The sequence below is a fragment of the Neobacillus nitrireducens genome, assembly GCF_030915405.1.
GTDB lineage: Bacteria > Bacillota > Bacilli > Bacillales > Cytobacillaceae > Neobacillus.
This window is the reverse complement of the sequence record NZ_CP133262.1, coordinates 4,592,977-4,611,402: the sequence shown is the minus strand read 5'-3', so window position 1 is coordinate 4,611,402 and position 18,426 is coordinate 4,592,977. Positions and strand designations below refer to the sequence as shown.

Annotated in this window: 20 protein-coding genes; 1 reads left to right on the top strand and 19 read right to left on the bottom strand. The window is 38.8% G+C overall.

Features of this window, described 5'->3' with window-relative positions; translation table 11 throughout:
• Positions 1–17: 17 nt before the first annotated feature.
• The 13 genes from RCG22_RS22425 to rpsU all read right to left on the bottom strand — a co-directional run bounded on the left by RCG22_RS22425 (position 18) and on the right by rpsU (position 10,157).
• Complete coding sequence (locus RCG22_RS22425) at positions 18–161, bottom strand: YqzL family protein (protein ID WP_066257674.1); 144 nt, start codon at positions 159–161, stop codon at positions 18–20.
• A 179-nt stretch (positions 162–340) separates the two neighbouring features.
• Positions 341–1,264 (bottom strand): GTPase Era, encoded by a 924-nt coding sequence (gene era / locus RCG22_RS22420; RefSeq protein WP_308104770.1) that lies wholly within the window; start codon positions 1,262–1,264, stop codon positions 341–343.
• A 271-nt stretch (positions 1,265–1,535) separates the two neighbouring features.
• A complete protein-coding gene (locus tag RCG22_RS22415; protein ID WP_308104769.1) occupies positions 1,536–1,913 on the bottom strand; it encodes a diacylglycerol kinase family protein in 378 nt (125 codons plus the stop codon).
• On the bottom strand, positions 1,897–2,367 hold the full coding sequence (ybeY, locus tag RCG22_RS22410) for an rRNA maturation RNase YbeY (RefSeq protein ID WP_308104768.1): 471 nt from the start codon (positions 2,365–2,367) through the stop codon (positions 1,897–1,899). Before ybeY ends, RCG22_RS22415 begins: the two co-directional genes overlap by 17 nt.
• A complete protein-coding gene (locus RCG22_RS22405) occupies positions 2,364–4,535 on the bottom strand; it encodes an HD family phosphohydrolase (RefSeq protein ID WP_098259570.1) in 2,172 nt (723 codons plus the stop codon). The genes ybeY and RCG22_RS22405 overlap by 4 nt, the downstream gene beginning before the upstream one ends.
• 203 nt (positions 4,536–4,738) lie before the next feature.
• Positions 4,739–5,707 carry a PhoH family protein gene (locus RCG22_RS22400; RefSeq protein ID WP_308104767.1) on the bottom strand — a complete coding sequence of 323 codons (969 nt, stop codon included), beginning with the start codon at positions 5,705–5,707 and terminating at the stop codon, positions 4,739–4,741.
• Positions 5,704–6,897 carry a sporulation protein YqfD gene (gene yqfD, locus RCG22_RS22395; RefSeq protein ID WP_308104766.1) on the bottom strand — a complete coding sequence of 398 codons (1,194 nt, stop codon included), beginning with the start codon at positions 6,895–6,897 and terminating at the stop codon, positions 5,704–5,706. The genes RCG22_RS22400 and yqfD overlap by 4 nt, the downstream gene beginning before the upstream one ends.
• Complete coding sequence (yqfC, locus tag RCG22_RS22390) at positions 6,894–7,196, bottom strand: sporulation protein YqfC (RefSeq protein WP_098259573.1); 303 nt, start codon at positions 7,194–7,196, stop codon at positions 6,894–6,896. Before yqfC ends, yqfD begins: the two co-directional genes overlap by 4 nt.
• 87 nt (positions 7,197–7,283) lie before the next feature.
• Positions 7,284–7,721: a hypothetical protein gene (locus tag RCG22_RS22385; protein ID WP_308104765.1), complete on the bottom strand. Its 438-nt coding sequence runs from the start codon at positions 7,719–7,721 to the stop codon at positions 7,284–7,286.
• 33 nt (positions 7,722–7,754) lie between these two features.
• Entirely contained in the window at positions 7,755–8,747 is a 993-nt protein-coding gene (gene floA / locus RCG22_RS22380) for a flotillin-like protein FloA (protein ID WP_176525418.1), read from the bottom strand.
• 20 nt (positions 8,748–8,767) lie between these two features.
• On the bottom strand, positions 8,768–9,400 hold the full coding sequence (locus RCG22_RS22375) for an NfeD family protein (protein WP_308104763.1): 633 nt from the start codon (positions 9,398–9,400) through the stop codon (positions 8,768–8,770).
• A gap of 121 nt (positions 9,401–9,521) precedes the next feature.
• Positions 9,522–9,968, bottom strand: coding sequence for a GatB/YqeY domain-containing protein (locus RCG22_RS22370; protein ID WP_098259576.1), 447 nt, complete (start codon positions 9,966–9,968; stop codon positions 9,522–9,524).
• 15 nt (positions 9,969–9,983) lie between these two features.
• Positions 9,984–10,157: a 30S ribosomal protein S21 gene (gene rpsU, locus RCG22_RS22365; RefSeq protein WP_007087607.1), complete on the bottom strand. Its 174-nt coding sequence runs from the start codon at positions 10,155–10,157 to the stop codon at positions 9,984–9,986.
• 218 nt (positions 10,158–10,375) lie between these two features.
• On the opposite strand from rpsU, the gene RCG22_RS22360 reads away from it, so the two are divergent.
• Positions 10,376–11,314 carry a Na/Pi symporter gene (locus RCG22_RS22360; RefSeq protein ID WP_308104762.1) on the top strand — a complete coding sequence of 313 codons (939 nt, stop codon included), beginning with the start codon at positions 10,376–10,378 and terminating at the stop codon, positions 11,312–11,314.
• 26 nt (positions 11,315–11,340) lie between these two features.
• Here the strand turns inward: RCG22_RS22360 and deoC are convergent, their stop codons facing one another.
• The 6 genes from deoC to dnaK all read right to left on the bottom strand — a co-directional run bounded on the left by deoC (position 11,341) and on the right by dnaK (position 18,413).
• Positions 11,341–12,015, bottom strand: a complete 675-nt coding sequence (gene deoC / locus RCG22_RS22355) for a deoxyribose-phosphate aldolase (protein WP_308104761.1) — start codon at positions 12,013–12,015, stop codon at positions 11,341–11,343.
• A 120-nt stretch (positions 12,016–12,135) separates the two neighbouring features.
• Positions 12,136–13,503, bottom strand: a complete 1,368-nt coding sequence (gene mtaB, locus RCG22_RS22350) for a tRNA (N(6)-L-threonylcarbamoyladenosine(37)-C(2))-methylthiotransferase MtaB (RefSeq protein ID WP_308104760.1) — start codon at positions 13,501–13,503, stop codon at positions 12,136–12,138.
• 7 nt (positions 13,504–13,510) lie between these two features.
• The gene (locus RCG22_RS22345; RefSeq protein ID WP_308107225.1) at positions 13,511–14,260 is read right to left on the bottom strand and encodes a 16S rRNA (uracil(1498)-N(3))-methyltransferase; all 750 of its coding nucleotides are present in this window, start codon (positions 14,258–14,260) and stop codon (positions 13,511–13,513) included.
• 105 nt (positions 14,261–14,365) lie between these two features.
• Positions 14,366–15,307, bottom strand: coding sequence for a 50S ribosomal protein L11 methyltransferase (gene prmA, locus RCG22_RS22340; protein WP_308104759.1), 942 nt, complete (start codon positions 15,305–15,307; stop codon positions 14,366–14,368).
• Between the two features lie 18 nt (positions 15,308–15,325).
• Positions 15,326–16,459, bottom strand: coding sequence for a molecular chaperone DnaJ (gene dnaJ / locus RCG22_RS22335; protein WP_308104758.1), 1,134 nt, complete (start codon positions 16,457–16,459; stop codon positions 15,326–15,328).
• Between the two features lie 121 nt (positions 16,460–16,580).
• Positions 16,581–18,413 carry a molecular chaperone DnaK gene (dnaK, locus tag RCG22_RS22330; protein ID WP_308104757.1) on the bottom strand — a complete coding sequence of 611 codons (1,833 nt, stop codon included), beginning with the start codon at positions 18,411–18,413 and terminating at the stop codon, positions 16,581–16,583.
• Positions 18,414–18,426 lie beyond the last annotated feature (13 nt).

The following is an 18,426-nucleotide window of genomic DNA, read 5'->3' as shown; positions in this document are numbered from 1 at the left end:
GTAGCACGAAGACAAACTTATGAAACGGGAAAATCGATTTGTGCTAGCTCATCATTCAGATTTCCGGGTATTTCTTGGTTTTCCTTCTCTAGTTCTTTAATGAGAAGATATGTGTCAATATTACCTGTTTGAAGGAATACTTTCCACGTAAAATCCATCATCGAAAACCCCACCTTTCATATTTAGCCTAGCTTTCATTCGGTCCCAAACCTTACAATTATCATAGCCTGCCAGCGCAATAATCATAAGACAAAATATTTGTTAATGTTGTCCATGCATAATTTTAAATAAACGGTAGTATTTTAGTTATGGTTATTAGAAAAGAGCTAGTCAATATTAATCAATATTCATCTTCATTGAAGCCATAATCTCGGAGCTGGGACATCTTATTACGCCAATCTTTTTGAACCTTTACCCATAACTCTAAATACACTTTTGACCCGAGGAGATTTTCAATATCCACTCTTGCACGCTTTCCTATTTCTTTTAACATACTTCCTTGTTTTCCAATAATAATTCCTTTTTGCGAATCACGTTCAACAATAACGGTTGCCATAACATCAATCATATCTTTTCCTTCTCGCCGCTCCATTTTGTCAAGAACCACAGCTAAAGAGTGGGGAATTTCCTCTCGTGTTAAGTGGAGGGCTTTTTCCCTGATTAACTCTGTGATAATAAAGCGTTCAGGGTGATCAGTAACCTGATCTGCTGGATAATACTGCGGTCCCTCTGGTAAGAAAGACTTTATCTGACCCAACAGTTGCTCCACATTGTTACCTTCTAGCGCAGAGATTGGCACAATTTCTTTAAAAGGATATTTTTCTTTATATGATTCAATTATCGGCAATAATTGATCAGGGTGTACTTGATCAATTTTATTTATTACAAGGAAGATAGGTGTATTTACTGTGTGGAATTTTTCAAGAATAAATTCTTCACCACGTCCAAATCCTTCTTCAGCATTTACCATAAAAAGAATCAAATCAACCTCTTTAAGGGTATTTACAGCTACCTTCATCATAAAATCGCCTAATTTATGTTTTGGTTTATGGATACCTGGAGTATCTATAAAAATCATTTGGGCGTCATCTATTGTTAATACGCCTTGGATTTTGTTACGGGTGGTTTGTGCCTTATCACTCATGATGGCAATCTTTTGGCCAATCACGCGATTAAGAAATGTGGATTTACCTACATTTGGACGGCCAATAATCGAAATAAAACCTGATTTGTAGCCTTTGCTTGCGTTCTCATTATTCAGCATGTAAATCCTCCTGAGTGAAGGATGTTGCCTGGATTGCTTCTACAATTAGTTGATCAATGTTCACTTTTGTTCTTCCCTTCCAGCAAGAATCTGCTGTTTCTTTATTTTACCTCAAAATTGTATGAAAATCATTAGGTTGAGGTAAAAAAATTAAAAAATTAGAATTTTCTCATAAATCAGCATGTCTATTTATTTTGCTGATAAGTTATTTTACCGAATCCAGTTACTCATTTCAAATGACAGCGAATAAACTTTTTTCAGCTTGACTTTTTTAAAACCTTTGTATGTATGGAAAAAAGATAAATATCCCAATTGCAATCGAAAGAACGGCATAGATCAACACCGCACCAGCCGCCATATCCTTTGCCTGTTTAGCTAAAGGATGATACTCAACGGTAACTAGATCAACAACTCTCTCGATTGCGGTATTCACTAATTCCAATGCAAACATACCTCCGATAGCAATTAGGATAAATATCCATTCCATTTTTGTAATCGAAAAATAATAGGAAACAAGTAAAACAATAATTGAGCAAAATAAATGGCTCTTCATATTTTTCTCTGACTTCAGGGCAACCAGAATTCCCGCGAATGCATTTGAAAATGTTCCCAGCCATGACTGCTGCGGTCGTTTATCGTTTGAGTCCATACTCATCTAATATTTCCTTTTGCCGTGTGAACATTTCTTTCTCTTCTTCTTCAGTCATATGATCATAGCCAAGAAGATGAAGGAAGCCATGTACTGCTAGAAAACCAAGTTCACGTAAAAAGGAATGTCCATATTCTTCTGCCTGCTCAATTGCTTTAGGAATGGAGATAATAATATCACCCAAGACGCGAGGCATATCGGCCCCAATTAGCTCCACCTCGCCTTCTCCTAGTTCCTCCATAGCAAACGAAATAACATCCGTAGGCTTGTCTTTATCGCGGTATTCTCGGTTAATTTCCTGTATTCTTTCATTCGATACAAATGTAATGGAAACTTCGCTATGCGCTTCAACCATTTGTTTCCTAGCCGCAAAGTTGATTACCCTTTCAATTTCAAGCATTTGTTCTTCAGTCAGCTTTTCAGTTTCGTCGATACAATCAATTAATAATGTCATGCATGTTTCTCCTTCTTAATCATTTCCGGGTATTCAATTCTGGAGTGAAAAATCCCCGTTAAGGTCTCACATAAAGCTTCAGATACGGTTTCAATTTCTCTCATTGTGATATCACAATCATTCAATTGTCCATCTTGAAGCCGATCCGCCACAATTTTTTTTACTAATGACTCGATTATTTCAGGCGTAGGCTGGGATAATGAACGAACTGCTGCCTCGACACTATCTGCAATACCAACAACAGCAGACTCTTTTGTTTTTGCCTTTGGACCAGGATAGCGGTAATCCGCTTCCTTTATTTCAGTATCCCCCTGGATTGCCTTATGATAAAAGAATTTTAGCAGGGTTGTTCCGTGATGTTGTTCAGCAATCTCAATAATTTCTTTAGGCATATGGTATTTCTTTAAAATATTAGAGCCATCTGTGACATGGGCAATAATGATGCTGGCACTTTTTTCCGGAGGCAGACGATCATGGGGATTTTCAAGATGCATCTGGTTCTCAATATAAAAATTCGGACGACGTGTCTTGCCAATGTCATGGTAATAACTCCCAACTCTTGCTAAAAGTCCATTTGCTCCAATTGCTTCGCATGCAGATTCCGCTAAATTAGCAACCATTACACTATGATGATAGGTACCTGGTGCTTCCATTAATATTTTACGTAACAGTGGATGGTTTGGGTTTGAAAGCTCAATCAGCCTCATCGTTGACAGGATCCCAAAACTCGCCTCCAAGAAAGGCAGTAAACCAATGGTTAAAACAGCTGACCCAATCCCTGAGACAAGGGCAGTGATTAAATAATATCCATATTCTACCCCAGAAAATTGTCCATTGGGCAAATACATTAACGCTAAAATCGTTAATAGGTTTACGATTGCTGCAAAAGAGCCTGCCTGCAAAATCTTCGAACGCTGATTTTGGTTACTTAGGAATAAAATTCCCGCTAAGGCACTGAATAGAATATAAATTCCTTCTGAAAAGTTAAGTGTTCCTGTAACTCCTTCGTTAAATAAAATACTGCCGCATACTGCCATAATAATTGACATAAGAATAGCAAGCTTTTCATCAATCAAAATCTTAATTAACATTGCCCCTAGTGCTGCAGGGTAAAGATAACCAATTCCCGCAAAAGTAAAAATTTGCAGCATGCTGATTATTTTCATAATACAGATTGATAGAATGAAAATAATACCATACAACAGCAAGTCTGTCTGTCTCTTTTCCGGATTGGATTTTATTTGATAAAAATAAAAATAAATCGAAGATAAAATAATCGATATCAACACCATTAACCCAATAAAGGGCTTAAAGGATCTCTCATTATTTAGGAGGCCAACTAATTTTAACTGTCTAAATATATTTTGGTTAATTAATTCTCCTTCTTCCACTAGAATTTGACCCTGAAGAATTTTTGCCGGTTCCACGCTCTCTACTGCTTGCTGCCGGAGTTCCTCTGTCGCATTAGGATCATAAAATTCATTTTGAATCACAGCATATCTGCCGAGTTCAATGACACCATTTCTTAAATTATCATTTAAGGTGGTATATTTTAATTCTTCCTCCACTCTTTTTTTGGCATTCTCTACTTCGTCAGCAGAAATCCGCTGGGCCATAACATTATTAATTGCCGTAACAGTTAAATCCTTAGCAATCGATAATTCATCATTACTAGCTTGGACTAACGCCATAAAGACCCGATCAGAAAGTCCTTTTGATACATTCGGTGTTAATTTAGCCTTTAACCTAGTCATTTTTTCAGAATCACTTGGTTCCTTTTTTTCTGGTTTTTCTTCTGTAGTCAGCTCTTCAAACTTCTTAATTTCTTCATTTATTTCATCATTCACTTCAGTAGCTGCTTGAAATATGGAGCTGATTAAATCCACTCGATTTTGCGTGTATTCCTTTTTTAGGGCATATACATCTTGTACTTGATCGAGAGCATCCTTGCGTTTATTTTCTGTACTTTTTTTATCCTCCACTGTCCCAGGGGAACGAATTGTTTTTTCTGCTACAGAAAACAAGCTTATATCCAATTTTTCTGGTTTTACATTACTATACATTGCTGCAAATAATACGGTACCTAGCATGATAAAAAATAGAACTAGAAAAAAAGTGATGTCTAGCAGCTTACGTATCCGTATGAAGTATTGCTGTAGTTTACCCAACTATATCCCTCCAACCACGGCCCTTTAAGTGATTCATGAAAAGTCATCTCTCAAAAATTGTCATATTTTCACTGTTCCTGCTTTATGTAAAATGATAACAGTTTTTCGAACAAGTTTCACCTTTCTTTAAAAGAAGATTGTTTGAAGTATGTCTTTCCAATGAAAAAGAGGTAAACCACAATAGGTTTACCCTCACAGTTACATTATTGCTGCTCAAGCTTGTTCTCGTAAGCCTCGATAATTCTGCCGACAAGTGGATGGCGAACTACGTCAGTTGTTTCTAAAAAGACAAAGGAAATACCTTTTACATTCTTCAAAATACCTTCGGCTGCAATTAAGCCTGATTTAGCCCCTTTTGGCAAATCAATCTGTGTTTGATCACCCGTAATGACCATTTTGGACCCAAAGCCAAGCCTTGTCAAAAACATTTTCATTTGGGCATGTGTAGTATTTTGGGCCTCGTCAAGTATTACAAAAGCATCATCTAATGTACGTCCTCGCATATAAGCAAGCGGGGCAATTTCAATCGTTCCTCGCTCGATTAACCTTTGCGTATGTTCAGCACCAAGCACATCATGCAGAGCATCATATAACGGCCGTAGATAAGGGTCGACCTTCTCTTTTAAATCACCAGGAAGAAAGCCAAGACTTTCACCAGCCTCAACAGCAGGTCTTGTTAAAAGGATTTTATTTACTTGCCCGTTTTTGAGAGCACCCACGGCCATGACGACGGCAAGATAAGTTTTCCCTGTCCCAGCAGGACCAATTCCAAATACAAGATCTGTCTTCTTTATGGCCGTAACATATTCTCTTTGTCCAAGTGTCTTAATCCGAATGGTTTTACCTTTAACATTTTTACCGATTTCTTCATCATACAAATTCACAAAATAATCAAGTGTCCCGGCATTCGCCATTTGGACCGCGTAGAGGACATCTCTTTGACGAATATTTATTCCCTTTCGAATCACAATCATTAATTTATTCAGGATTTGTCCTGCCAGATTTACGTTTTCCTCGTCACCTGATAAACTGACAGCTTCACCTCGAGTAATGATCGTAACATCAAGCTCTTGTTCAATTATTTTTAAATTGGAATCAGAATTCCCCAGCAAACTAATTGCTTCTGCAGGATTTTCAAGTTGTACATTTATGGTAGTTAACTTTTCTGTCATTCACTGGTCTCCCCTGAAATCGGTTGTCCGACTGCAATATTTTCAATTACCTTAAAATGAATATCCAGTATAACTTTACCATTCTTAATTGCTTTGTGTAAAATTTTTTCATCTTTCATAATAGCATCTTCATCTAAGCGTCCTTTTATTTGTTTTTTTGCTAATTCAATCGCAATTTTTTGGGCGTCTTTATTGGAATAGGTACGCTGGACTTCTTCTCGTTCTCGAAGTGTCTTATTGAGATATGAAATTGGCAATTCCCACTTCAAGAAATGAATCTTGTGCACATTCTCTTCTGTTTCATAGTTACTAAATTCCGGCTTACCAAGGCCCCACACAGGGAATTCATAATTCCCAAGTAAGATAAAATGCTTTACTTTTTCTTTACCGCTAAAAACTTTAAAATTGGTTACTAACGGAAGCTCCACATGACTTTTATACCAAGTTTCACCCCATACTTCTCCTTTGGCAGCAACCAATTCTGGATTATCCTCTTGTCCAAATGCACCCGAAACAAGTAATTGTCCCGGTTCCACATGATCATTAATATCGACCACTTTTTGGCCATTTTCAATATACATATTGACAATGATTGCTTTCTTTTTGGCGATTAGGTTCCTCGGTGATAATTGCTTTGGCTTTTGCGGCTCATTTTTTTCAACCACTTGAAAATGGAAGGTTGTCCCCTTTAATTCCACTCCAACCCAAGTCAATTCACCGACATTATTAGTCAGTTTCCTTTGAATTCCTTCCACATTATCTACAAAAAATTGCAATTTCCCTATTTTCACACCCATCTTGTCCAATTCTTTGCGAATCTGATACTCTGTTGCTGGTTTTGCCCCTTTTATTTCAATTCCCCAAATAACATTGGATAGGAATAATAAGATCAGCAGGAAAATTCCTGCTCCTCCCAAAAAGCCACTATTTTTAATGGCTCTCTTTAGTAAAAAAGGCACCCCGCTCTTTCGTAAAAAGGTTATGGTGCAATCACTTTTACGTGCATAATACCTGATGTTCTTGGCATCCGTGAGCCTCATCTTAAATGTAATCGTTTCAGTCCCATGCCGTTTGACATTCCAAATATGAAGACCATTCCTAGTCAGAACGTTTAAAAAACGTTCTGTACCCTTTCCTGATACTTTAACAGTTACCCTGCCATAAAAAAATTCGATCCACTGGTTATTCATTTTTCTCCTCCCGGATTATCACTTATATAAATGACCTGATCAATTTTCCCTTCCAGCAAAATTTCTTCAGGTAAAATCGTTTTAATGACAAACGATTTACCTTTTATTAATAACTGCCCTTGCTTTAATAGCAGTCGGAGTTCTTTATCAGTAAATACAAGTAAACCTCGATGGTTCTCTATATATACATGGATTTGCCCAATCATCGTAATGCGGGGTAAATCCATCATGACATCTTGAGGAAGATCCATTTTATTAGCCATCCAGTTACGAACCCGCCCGGCCCATTTTTTCGCCATAAAAAAAGAACCCCCTTTCATCTCATATTTATGAAACGAAGGGAGGTTCTAGCACATCTTTTTCTATTTAGCTATCTTGATTTGCATCTAACCTTTTCTTGCAAAAAAGGGTTTTTTGGAACGCGGCTCACCCAGAATTTCTGACCAAACTATACCATTAATGAGCGTTTTTTCATCCGGATAAAGAGAAACGATTTCTCCTTCCTCTGCCCCGGACTTCACTTCTACTTTATCTATCCTTTGCTGGGCTACGGACATTCCAATCCGTTTCACCTCAGACTCTTGTTTCAACTGCATGTATTTATTTTCGAGCTTTTCTTGATGATCCAATGGTATATTCTTTGATTTTAAGGTGCTAGATGTTGGAATTTCATCATGATTAAGTTGTTTTTTAACTAGCGTCCGAAATTCCTCAAAAGTCTCCATTGAAAATGTTTTATTTCTAGATTGTCCTGTCTTATCTTTTGCACTTCGGAAGATAACAGAAACTATGCCGATGATAATCATAAATACTACTGTTTCCAAGAATCACCACCCCTTTATTTTCCCAAAGCGGGTTTATTGTCCGTCTTTTTTATCTCCCGTTATCTTACCAATTGAACCTCTCATTTCAGTATCCGCTGAAATATTTTTAAAGTTCATATAGTCCATAACGCCAATATTCCCCGTTTTAAGAGCTTCAGCCATTGCAAGCGGTACTTGAGCTTCTGCTTCCACGACCTTTGCTCTCATCTCCTGTACCTTTGCCTTCATTTCCTGCTCTGTAGCGACAGCCATAGCCCTACGCTCTTCTGCTTTTGCTTGGGCAATTTTCTTATCGGCTTCCGCTTGCTCCGTTTGTAGCTCGGCACCGATGTTTCTACCTAAATCGACATCGGCAATATCAATCGATAGAATTTCAAAAGCGGTACCAGCATCTAATCCCTTGGCTAAGACAGTTTGCGAAATCAGTTCAGGGTTCTCGAGTACCTTACTATGGTCAAGTGAGGAACCAATCGTCGATATGACCCCTTCACCTACACGAGCGACAACAGTATCTTCACCCGCACCTCCGACAAGACGGTCGATATTAGCACGGACCGTTATTCTCGCTTTAGCCTTTACTTCAATCCCATTCATAGCCACACCTGCAATAAATGGGGTTTCAATCACCTTTGGATTTACACTCATTTGGACGGCTTCTAAAACGTCACGCCCTGCTAAGTCAATGGCTGCACAACGTTCAAACGATAATTCAATATTTGCCCGATGTGCAGCAATTAGGGCATTAACTACTCTATCGACATTACCGCCGGCAAGGTAATGACTTTCCAGTTGATTAGTGGTAACGTTTAAACCAGCTTTATGGGCCTTTATAAGTGGGTTAACCACTCTGCTTGGTGTTACCCTCCTAAGTCTCATCCCAACTAATGTGAAGATACTTATACGGACTCCTGCAGCTAGAGCAGAAATCCACAACATGACAGGTACAAAGGATAATAAAATCCCTAATAAGATTAAAGCTACAATTACAACTGCAATGATAAAAATGGTACCAGATCCTACAATCATTTTCTAACCCCCTTCATTTCTTATACCTCTCTAACAACAATGCGTGCTCCTTCAACTTTAATGACTTTAACGGCAGCATTCTGCTCAATAAAGCCGCCTTCGCTTACTACATCAACTCTTTCACTGTTAATAATAACAGTTCCAGCTGGTCGCAAAATGGTGAGGGCAATCCCTTCTTTTCCCATCAAATCAATACGATTAATATTGGATACATAACCATCTTCTTTTTTAGCTGAATCAAATAGAACCATTTTATTAAATAAAATAAGCTTTTTGTCAAAAATCTTGATCATCATAAAAAATACAAGTACGGATAAGAATATGGCGATTAAGATAGAAACCCCGATTTGAATGGCATCTTCGCCTGCTAAAAAAAGACTTAATATTAATGCAGCAACACCCAGTGTGCCGGAAATTGCCCCGGGTAAAAAGAATTCAAGGAATATTAGGAGTAATCCTGCAACAAATAATAATAAAGTACCATAACCCGCAAGCCCTGCTTGAAAATGCCCATAAAAGAATAAAATGAGCGCAAACACACCGATAAACCCTGCCACACCGAATTTAGATGAGAAAAGCTCTAATACGATACCGATTCCCGCAATCGATAATAATACGGTTACAACAATCGGGTCAGTAAGAAATTCTGTCATTCGAGAGCCCCCTTTCGTTCTTTAGCTTCGACTATAATTATTACGTATGAAAATCAATTAAGTTTCATTTATAAAATAAAAAGACCACAAGCCAAAGGCCTGCAGTCTTTACGTCAGAATACTATGAAAGGTGTTGTTGTACAAGTTTATTTACAAGTGCCCCATCTGCTTTACCTTTTACTTTAGGTATAATGGCAGACATCACTTTTCCCATTTCTGCTTTTGATTTTGCGCCGACTTCAGAAATTGTTTCTTTTACAACCTCTGCCAGTTCCTCTTCAGAAAGCTGTTTTGGCATATACAATTCAACAATAGCCAACTCCGTGCGCAACTTATCAACTAGGTCTTCACGACCAGCTTTACCAAATTCATGGAGGGAGTCTTTGCGTTGTTTTACTTCGCGAGAAAGGATTGTTAACTCAACATCCTCAGTAAGCTCTTTAGTACCGAGCTTAATAGCTTCATTTTGCAAAGAAGCTTTCACCATCCGAATGACTGAGAGTTTGTCTTTTTCCTTGTTTCTCATCGCTTGTTTCATATCATTGTTCAAACGCTCGAGAAGACTCATGTATTACACCCTCTCTTAAAACTTACGTTTTCTAGCTGCTTCAGACTTTTTCTTACGTTTTACACTTGGCTTTTCATAGAATTCGCGCTTTCTTGCCTCTTGCAAAGTACCAGTTTTTGATACTGTACGTTTGAAGCGACGAAGAGCATCTTCAAGCGATTCGTTTTTACGAACGACGGTTTTAGACATTCTCTTTCCCTCCCTCCGAAACACAACACACTAACATTCAATCCATGTACCTTGCAATTATAATATAACCTTGATACAAGGTCAACTGAAATTCACAGTGATATTCCAAGCAATTTATTTTTTTATTCATTCAAACGATGACTTGCCTTTATTTACCTTAAAACTGGCATGTCCCTCTTCGTCGTACCATACAATGAAACGAGGGGGGTCTATAAATAATGCTTTACATACTTTTATTTGTTCTTTGCATTTTATTATTTATTTTTGGGATGACCATAATTAGATTTGCCCTGTTTAATTTATCTGCAAATAAATTAAAGGGTTGGTTAATTAAATTGACTAGTACTCCGCTAAAAGGGATGCTGACAGGGACATTCATCACTGCACTCCTGCAGAGCAGTACCGCAGTAATGGTAATTACGATTGGATTAATTTCAGCAAGAATAATGACGTTCCCGCAGTCTATTGGAATTATACTTGGCACAAATATTGGAACTACTTTTAAAACAGAATTAATTACATTTAATATTGATAAAGTCCTCGTTCCTTTCGCAATTTGTGGAGCCCTGCTTATTTTATTTAAAAATAAAAAAGCGAGAAGTATTGGGATGCTGCTGTTTGGAATCTCCTCAGTTTTTGCGGCTATGAAAGGATTCGAGATGCTGGCAGTCCCGTTAACTTCGATGAATTTTATCAATAATTTTATTCTTTCCATTAATGATCAACTTCTTTTAAGCCTGTTAACTGGTACAATCATGACAGCCATTATCCAATCGAGCACGGCAATGACTGGAATTGCCATGAGCTTTCTATTAACTGGTTCCTTGCAACTTGATGCGGGTATCGCAATTGTCCTTGGTGCTAATATTGGTACATGTATCACCGCCCTAATTGCTTCTATTGGCGGCGGAAAAGAATCGAGACTAGCAGCATTTGCCCACGTTTGGCTTAATGTTTTTGGTGTATTGCTATTTATCCCGCTCATTCCAACACTTACAGACAATGCCTCCCTGCTTGCAGATACAAAAAATGTCCAATTAGCCCATATAAGTGTCATTTTTAATGTTGCCACCTCTATTATCGTCTTACCTTTTGCAACGAAATTTGGAAAAATGATTTTATTTTTACATGATAGAAAACCAAAAAAGACCACGTAAAAAGACGGCCTTTCAGCCGTCTTATCTTAATAATTTGAAGTGACTGTCTGACCGTTGACGATGGCAATACTGGAGCTTGCCCCAATTCTTGTCGCTCCAGCTTCAATCATTTTTTGGACATCCTCTGTACTTCTAACCCCGCCGGAAGCTTTAACACCCAAGTCAGGACCAACAGTATGCCTCATTAAAGCAATGTCTTCCGCCGTCGCTCCACCAGTAGAAAATCCTGTGGATGTCTTCACAAAATCCGCTCCTGCCTTTACGGAAAGTTCACAGGCGCGAATCTTTTCTTCTTTGCTTAACAAACTTGTTTCGATAATTACCTTCGTATGTGCTTTGCCCTTGGCAGCCTCTACAACCGTCCGGATATCTTTTTCCACCAATTCATCGTTATGATCCTTTAATGCTCCAATATTTATAACCATATCCACTTCATCAGCGCCATGATCAATTGCATTTTTCGTTTCAAACGCTTTGGTTTCAGAGGTAGTTGCCCCTAATGGGAATCCTATTACGGTACAAACCATTACATCACTGCCCTGCAGCAGTTCTTTAGCGGTACTTACCCATGTTGGATTTACACACACCGAAGCAAATTTATATTCTTTTGCCTCTTGGCACAATGATTCAATTTGCTGCCGTGTTGCTTCCGGCTTTAGTAAGGTGTGGTCAATCATTGCAGCAATATTTGTAGTAGCCATAAACTTGCTCCCTTCGAATTCCATTCGATTTTAAAAAAAGCTCCAGAGTGGATTAGAAAGAAATTTGCTGCTGACAATAGTTTATCCTAAATACGATAAAAAAAAGGACCTAAATGGTCCTTAAATGGCAGTTTCTTCTTCAATAAATAATTCTGATTTTGTGACTGAATCCTCTAAAACCTTAACAAATTGTCCTTCGTTGTATGGGTAGCCCGCTTTGGTAATATTTACTTTAACAATTTTACCAATCAAATCTTCAGCCCCTGAGAAAACAACTTTCATGTAGTTATCCGTGTATCCCATCAATAAACCGGAATTCGCTTCTTCATTTGAGACCTCTTCAGGAATCACTTCTAAGACATCACCTTCAAATCGGGAAGCATATTCCTTAGCTAATTGATCAGAAAGGGAAATAAGGCGATGTACTCGATCATTTTTAACTTCCTCATCGACCTGATCTTCCATACGAGCGGCTGGTGTTCCAGTACGCTTTGAATACGGGAATACGTGAAGTTCAGAAAATTTATGGTCATTAATGAAATTATAGGTTTCCATAAACTCTTCCTCCGTCTCACCAGGAAAACCAACAATTACATCGGAGGTAACGGCAAGGCCAGGAAGAACTTCTTTTAGTCGCTCTAATCTTTCACCAAAGAACTCCATCGTATATTTTCGACGCATTCTTTTTAGAACAGAATTAGAACCCGATTGCAACGGAATATGCAAATGTCGAACGACAATCGGAGAATGTTTAATTACTTCGATCACTTCATCCGTAATTTGGCTCGCTTCAATTGATGAAATTCGCAAACGTTTTAGCCCTTTGACTGCTTCCAAGTCACGAAGTAATTGAGCAAGATTATAATCCTTCATGTCTTCTCCGTATCCGCCTGTATGAATACCAGTCAAGACAATTTCCTGGTAACCCGCATCAACCAATTGCTGTGCTTGACGAATAACTTCTTTCGGATCTCGTGATCTCATTAACCCGCGAGCCCAGGGAATAATACAGAAGGTACAAAAATTGTTACAACCTTCTTGGATCTTTAGTGAAGCACGAGTTCGGTCCGTAAAGGATGGGACATCAAGTTCTTCATAGATGCGGCTTTTCATGATATTACCGACACCGTTAATTGGCTGGCGCTCAAGCTTATATTGCTCAATATAATCAAGCATTTTAATCCGGTCCTGGGTTCCGACCACAACGTCGACACCAGGGATAGCCATAATTTCAGCGGGTGAGGTTTGTGCATAACAACCTGTTACACAAATAACCGCATCAGGATTTTTTCTAACAGCCCGTCGAATGACCTGGCGGCTTTTTTTATCGCCTGTATTAGTAACGGTACATGTATTAATAATATAAACGTCCGAAATTGATTCAAAATCAACTCGTTCGTAACCTTCTTGTTTAAATAACTGCCAAATAGCTTCAGTTTCATAGTGATTAACTTTGCATCCTAATGTATGAAACGCAACTGTTGCCATTATTTGTTCACCTCATTAATTCAAAATGATAGGAAATTGCCGCGAGTGTATATAAAGGGGCAGTTTCCGTTCGTAATATTCTAGGGCCTAACCCGCAAATTGAAAAATCATTATCCCTTAATTGCTCTACCTCTGAATCGGTTAAGCCGCCTTCTGGTCCAAATACCAAAAGAAGTGAATCACCTTTGTTCATTTTTTTGAGCGTAGCAGCAAAAACGGAAGTTTCACCATTCCGACTCTCTTCTTCAAAAGCAACTAATTTATAATCATAATCCTTGCTCATAGAAATCAATTCTTTAAAGCTAATTGCACTAAAAACTTCTGGCAAGAATGCACGGTGGGATTGCTCTGCAGCTTCTTTAGCTATTTTTTGCCATCGATCTATTTTTTTCGAAGCTTTCTTTTCATCCCATTTTACAACTGAACGAGCCGCTGAGAATGGGAGAAACTGATGTGCACCAAGTTCTGTGCCTTTTTGAATAATCCACTCTAGCTTGTCCCCCTTGGGCAGGCCGCTTGCAATCGTAATTGAAATGGGAAGCTCAGAGACAGTTTCCTTCCATTGTACAACGTCTGCAACAACACTGGTATCGGTAATTTCTGCAAGGACACACACAGCTTGCTTCCCTTCTTGGTCAACACAAATAATTTGATCACCAAGTTGCATACGCATAACCTTGACGATATGATGCCGGTCCTCTTCATCAATCAAAAAACGATTACCATTTGCTCGTTGTTTAACAAAGTATCGTTGCACACTTCTTGCACCCTCTCTAAACATACACGTTTTATTTTACTAAAAAAAATCTTGATTTAAAAGTATGGCATGAAAAAAAGGGGTTATCTCCCCTTTATTCCACCATTATAACCTTTTTGCAATAATCGCAACCCAATCTTCCATCAAAATCGTTTCAATGATCTCAAATCCGGCTGCAACCAATGAATCTTTAACTTGATCTTTTTTCTGCTTGATAATTCCTGAGGTAATAAAAGACCCGCCAGGTTTAATAACCTTGGCCGCATCCTCAGTAAACCGTAGAATAACTTCTGCTAGAATATTAGCAACAACGACATCGGCTGAATTTTCTTCAACGCCATCGAGCAAATTATTTTGTGCTGTCGTTGCACGATCACTCACCTTATTGAGTTTAAGGTTCACTCTTGCAGTTGTGACCGCCACCTCATCAAGGTCAAAGGCACGAACATCTTCAGCACCCAGCATGGCTGCTGCAATACTTAAAACCCCTGAGCCTGTTCCAACATCAATAACCCTGTCACCGGGACGAATCGTTCTCTCAAGTGCTTGAATACATAGAACAGTTGTCGGATGTGTTCCTGTTCCGAATGCCATTCCCGGATCTAATTCAATAATTAGTTCATCACTGCTGACCGGAGTATAAATCTCCCAAGTCGGAACAATGGTAAACTTTTCAGAAATTTTCACGGGATGATAATATTTCTTCCAAGCAGTTGCCCATTCTTCTTCATTAACTTCACTAATCGTTACATGATTTTTACCGATATCGATATTGTGAATAATTAAATTACTAATCGACTCTTTAATGGCATCAACGGTTTCGCCTAAAAAGCTGTTAACCGGAAGGTACGCTTTTAATAGTACGCCTTCTTCTGGATAATCATCGGGATTGAGTTGATAGATTTCACCAAATTGATCTTCTCTTTCTTTTGTCAGTTCAAATGGATCTTCAATGACTACACCGCTCGCCCCAGCTTCATGCAAAATATGAGAAATAGGTTCAATCGCCTCATTTGTTGTGTGAATACTGATTTCGGACCATTTCACATCTACCAACTCCAATCCTTACTCGCTTTTAAAGGCTCGTTTTACTTTTGAGAAAAAACTTTCTTCGTGTTCACCAATCGGAGAAGTGCCGCTAAGCTCTGCGAATTCTTTTAAAAGCTGCTTTTGCTTTTCCGACAGTTTTGTTGGAGTAATAATTCGAACGAGAATATATTGATCTCCAACACCGTATCCACGCACGTTAGGAACACCTTTTCCTTTTAATCGGAATTTTTTCTCCGTTTGCGTCCCTGCAGGAATTTTTAACTTTACCTTCCCGTGCAGAGTAGGTACCTCGATTTCAGCACCCAAGGATGCTTGAACAAAAGTGATTGGCATTTCACAATAAATATCATCGCCATCTCTTTCAAAAAACTCATGCTGTCTAACATGGAAAACAACATAGAGGTCCCCGGCCGGTCCTCCATTAAACCCAGCTTCACCTTGTCCTGACATGCGAAGCTGCTGTCCATCATCAATACCGGCAGGGATTTTAACATGAATTTTCTTGCGCTTTTGAACTTTTCCTTTACCACCGCAAGTTGAACATTTATGTTTAATTTCTTTACCGGTACCATTACAGTGATTACAAGTACGACGATTAACAATTCTACCGAATGGGGTATTTTGCTCCACATTTAACTGTCCTGTTCCCTGACAGTGCTGACAAGTTTCTGGTTTAGTTCCAGGCTTTGCCCCAGAGCCACTACATGTATCACAAGTTTCTTCACGCGGTATTTCAATATCTGTTTCTTTTCCAAATGCTGCTTCTTCAAAAGAAACGGTCATCGTATACTGGAGGTCTGCCCCTTGTCTTGGTGCGTTTGGATCACGTCTTCTTCCGCCTCCACCACCGCCAAAAAAGGTATTAAAGATATCTTCAAACCCGCCACCAAAGCCGCCGCCGAAATCTCCGCTGCCGCCAAAGCCCTGGTTTGGATCCGTATGACCAAATTGATCATAATGCGCCTTTTTCTGATCATCGCTCAATATTTCGTAAGCTTCCGTTATTTCCTTAAATTTATCAGCCGCATTTGCTTCTTTATTAATATCTGGATGATATTTTTTTGAAAGCTTGCGATAAGCCTTTTTTACTTCATCCTTTGAAGCACTTTTACTAATCCCAAGTACTTCATAGTAATCCCGTTTACTCATGATTACCCACTCCCGAATCTGTCACATAAAGACTATTCTATCATTTATAACAATGTTATTGCAATAAAAAAGTCAAAGCCCATCGATCTGACTTTGACTTTTTTCTGAGCTGTAATAACTCTTATTTATCTTCTTTTACTTCTTCAAATTCTGCATCGACAACATCATCTTTACCCGCAGTATTTCCAGCCTCAGGTCCTCCCTGTTGTGCTTGCTGCGCAGCTGCCGCTTGTTCATAAAGTTTAACGGTCAAAGCTTGAACAATTTCCTGTAAAGCATCCTTTTTCGCACGGATTTCATCCAGGTCATTTTTCTCAATTGCGGCTTTTAACGCATCTTTTGCTTCATTAGCATTGGCTACTTCACCTGCATCAACCTTACCTTCAAGGTCTTTTAAGGTTTTTTCTGTTGTAAAGACAAGTTGGTCTGCTTCATTTCGAAGTTCCACTTCTTCTTTGCGAAGTTTATCAGCATCAGCATTTTCTTCCGCTTCACGGACCATTTGTTGAATTTCTTCATCTGATAATCCTGTTGAAGATTTGATGGTAATTTGTTGTTCTTTATTTGTACCAAGATCTTTAGCACGAACATTTACGATACCATTCTTATCAATATCAAAGTTAACTTCAATTTGTGGAATTCCACGTGGAGCTGGTGGAATATCTGATAATTGGAAGCGTCCTAGTGTCTTATTATTAGCCGCCATTGGACGTTCCCCTTGAAGAACATGAATATCAACGGCAGTTTGATTGTCAGCAGCTGTTGAGAATACTTGTGACTTAGATGTAGGGATAGTTGTATTACGATCAATTAACTTCGTAAATACGCCGCCCATTGTTTCAATTCCAAGGGATAATGGGGTAACATCAAGCAATACAACGTCTTTAACATCCCCAGTAATAACTCCACCTTGAATAGCAGCACCCATTGCTACAACCTCATCAGGGTTAACCCCACGATGCGGCTCTTGTCCAGTCGCTTTTTTAATGGCTTCTTGTACAGCAGGAATACGTGTTGATCCACCGACAAGGATAACTTTATCAATTTCTTTAGGTGTTAAACCTGCATCGTTTAATGCTTGGCGAGTTGGACCCATCGTCCGCTCAACAAGATGCGCAGATATTTCATCAAACTTAGCTCTAGTCATAGTAACTTCCAAGTGAAGTGGACCCGCAGCACCGGCAGTGATAAATGGTAATGAAATTTGTGTTGAGGTTACACCGGATAAATCCTTTTTCGCTTTTTCAGCCGCATCTTTTAAGCGTTGTAACGCCATTTTATCTTGCGCAAGGTCAATCCCGTTTTCTTTTTTGAATTGGTCTACAAGGTAATCAATGACGACTTGGTCAAAGTCATCCCCGCCTAGACGATTATCACCGGCTGTTGATTTAACTTGGAACACACCGTCGCCTAATTCAAGAATCGAAACGTCAAATGTTCCACCGCCAAGGTCATAAACAAGAATGGTTTGATCTTCATCGGTCTTATCTAATCCATAAGCAAGCGCTGCAGCAGTTGGTTCGTTGATGATACGCTCAACTTCTAAACCAGCAATCTTACCTGCATCCTTTGTTGCTTGACGCTCAGCATCATTAAAGTATGCTGGTACGGTAATTACTGCCTTTGTAACTGGTTCACCTAAATAATCTTCTGCATAAGATTTTAGATATTGAAGAATAATTGCAGATAATTCTTGTGGTGTATACTCTTTGCCTTCAATATTCACTTTGTAATTTGTGCCCATATGACGTTTAATGGACATGATTGTATTTGGGTTTGTGATTGCTTGACGTTTAGCTACTTCTCCAACTTGGCGTTCCCCATTTTTAAACGCGATCACGGAAGGAGCTGTACGATTGCCTTCTGGATTTGGAATAACTTTTGGTTCTCCGCCTTCAAGGACAGCAACACAAGAGTTGGTTGTACCAAGGTCAATACCGATAATTTTACTCATTTCCTTTTCCTCC

Excerpts from the sequence above, each read along its gene's own strand:
- dnaJ (WP_308104758.1), bottom strand. The coding sequence starts at position 16,459 with ATGAGTAAACGGGATTACTATGAAGTACTTGGGATTAGTAAAAGTGCT.
- RCG22_RS22360 (WP_308104762.1), top strand. The coding sequence starts at position 10,376 with ATGCTTTACATACTTTTATTTGTTCTTTGCATTTTATTATTTATTTTT.
- dnaK (WP_308104757.1), bottom strand. The coding sequence starts at position 18,413 with ATGAGTAAAATTATCGGTATTGACCTTGGTACAACCAACTCTTGTGTT.
- deoC (WP_308104761.1), bottom strand. The coding sequence starts at position 12,015 with ATGGCTACTACAAATATTGCTGCAATGATTGACCACACCTTACTAAAG.
- era (WP_308104770.1), bottom strand. The coding sequence starts at position 1,264 with ATGCTGAATAATGAGAACGCAAGCAAAGGCTACAAATCAGGTTTTATT.
- RCG22_RS22425 (WP_066257674.1), bottom strand. The coding sequence starts at position 161 with ATGATGGATTTTACGTGGAAAGTATTCCTTCAAACAGGTAATATTGAC.
- rpsU (WP_007087607.1), bottom strand. The coding sequence starts at position 10,157 with ATGTCTAAAACCGTCGTTCGTAAAAACGAATCGCTTGAAGATGCTCTT.
- RCG22_RS22400 (WP_308104767.1), bottom strand. The coding sequence starts at position 5,707 with ATGACAGAAAAGTTAACTACCATAAATGTACAACTTGAAAATCCTGCA.
- yqfD (WP_308104766.1), bottom strand. The coding sequence starts at position 6,897 with ATGAATAACCAGTGGATCGAATTTTTTTATGGCAGGGTAACTGTTAAA.
- ybeY (WP_308104768.1), bottom strand. The coding sequence starts at position 2,367 with ATGACATTATTAATTGATTGTATCGACGAAACTGAAAAGCTGACTGAA.
- floA (WP_176525418.1), bottom strand. The coding sequence starts at position 8,747 with ATGATTGTAGGATCTGGTACCATTTTTATCATTGCAGTTGTAATTGTA.
- mtaB (WP_308104760.1), bottom strand. The coding sequence starts at position 13,503 with ATGGCAACAGTTGCGTTTCATACATTAGGATGCAAAGTTAATCACTAT.
- yqfC (WP_098259573.1), bottom strand. The coding sequence starts at position 7,196 with ATGGCGAAAAAATGGGCCGGGCGGGTTCGTAACTGGATGGCTAATAAA.
- RCG22_RS22375 (WP_308104763.1), bottom strand. The coding sequence starts at position 9,400 with ATGACAGAATTTCTTACTGACCCGATTGTTGTAACCGTATTATTATCG.
- RCG22_RS22415 (WP_308104769.1), bottom strand. The coding sequence starts at position 1,913 with ATGGACTCAAACGATAAACGACCGCAGCAGTCATGGCTGGGAACATTT.
- RCG22_RS22370 (WP_098259576.1), bottom strand. The coding sequence starts at position 9,968 with ATGAGTCTTCTCGAGCGTTTGAACAATGATATGAAACAAGCGATGAGA.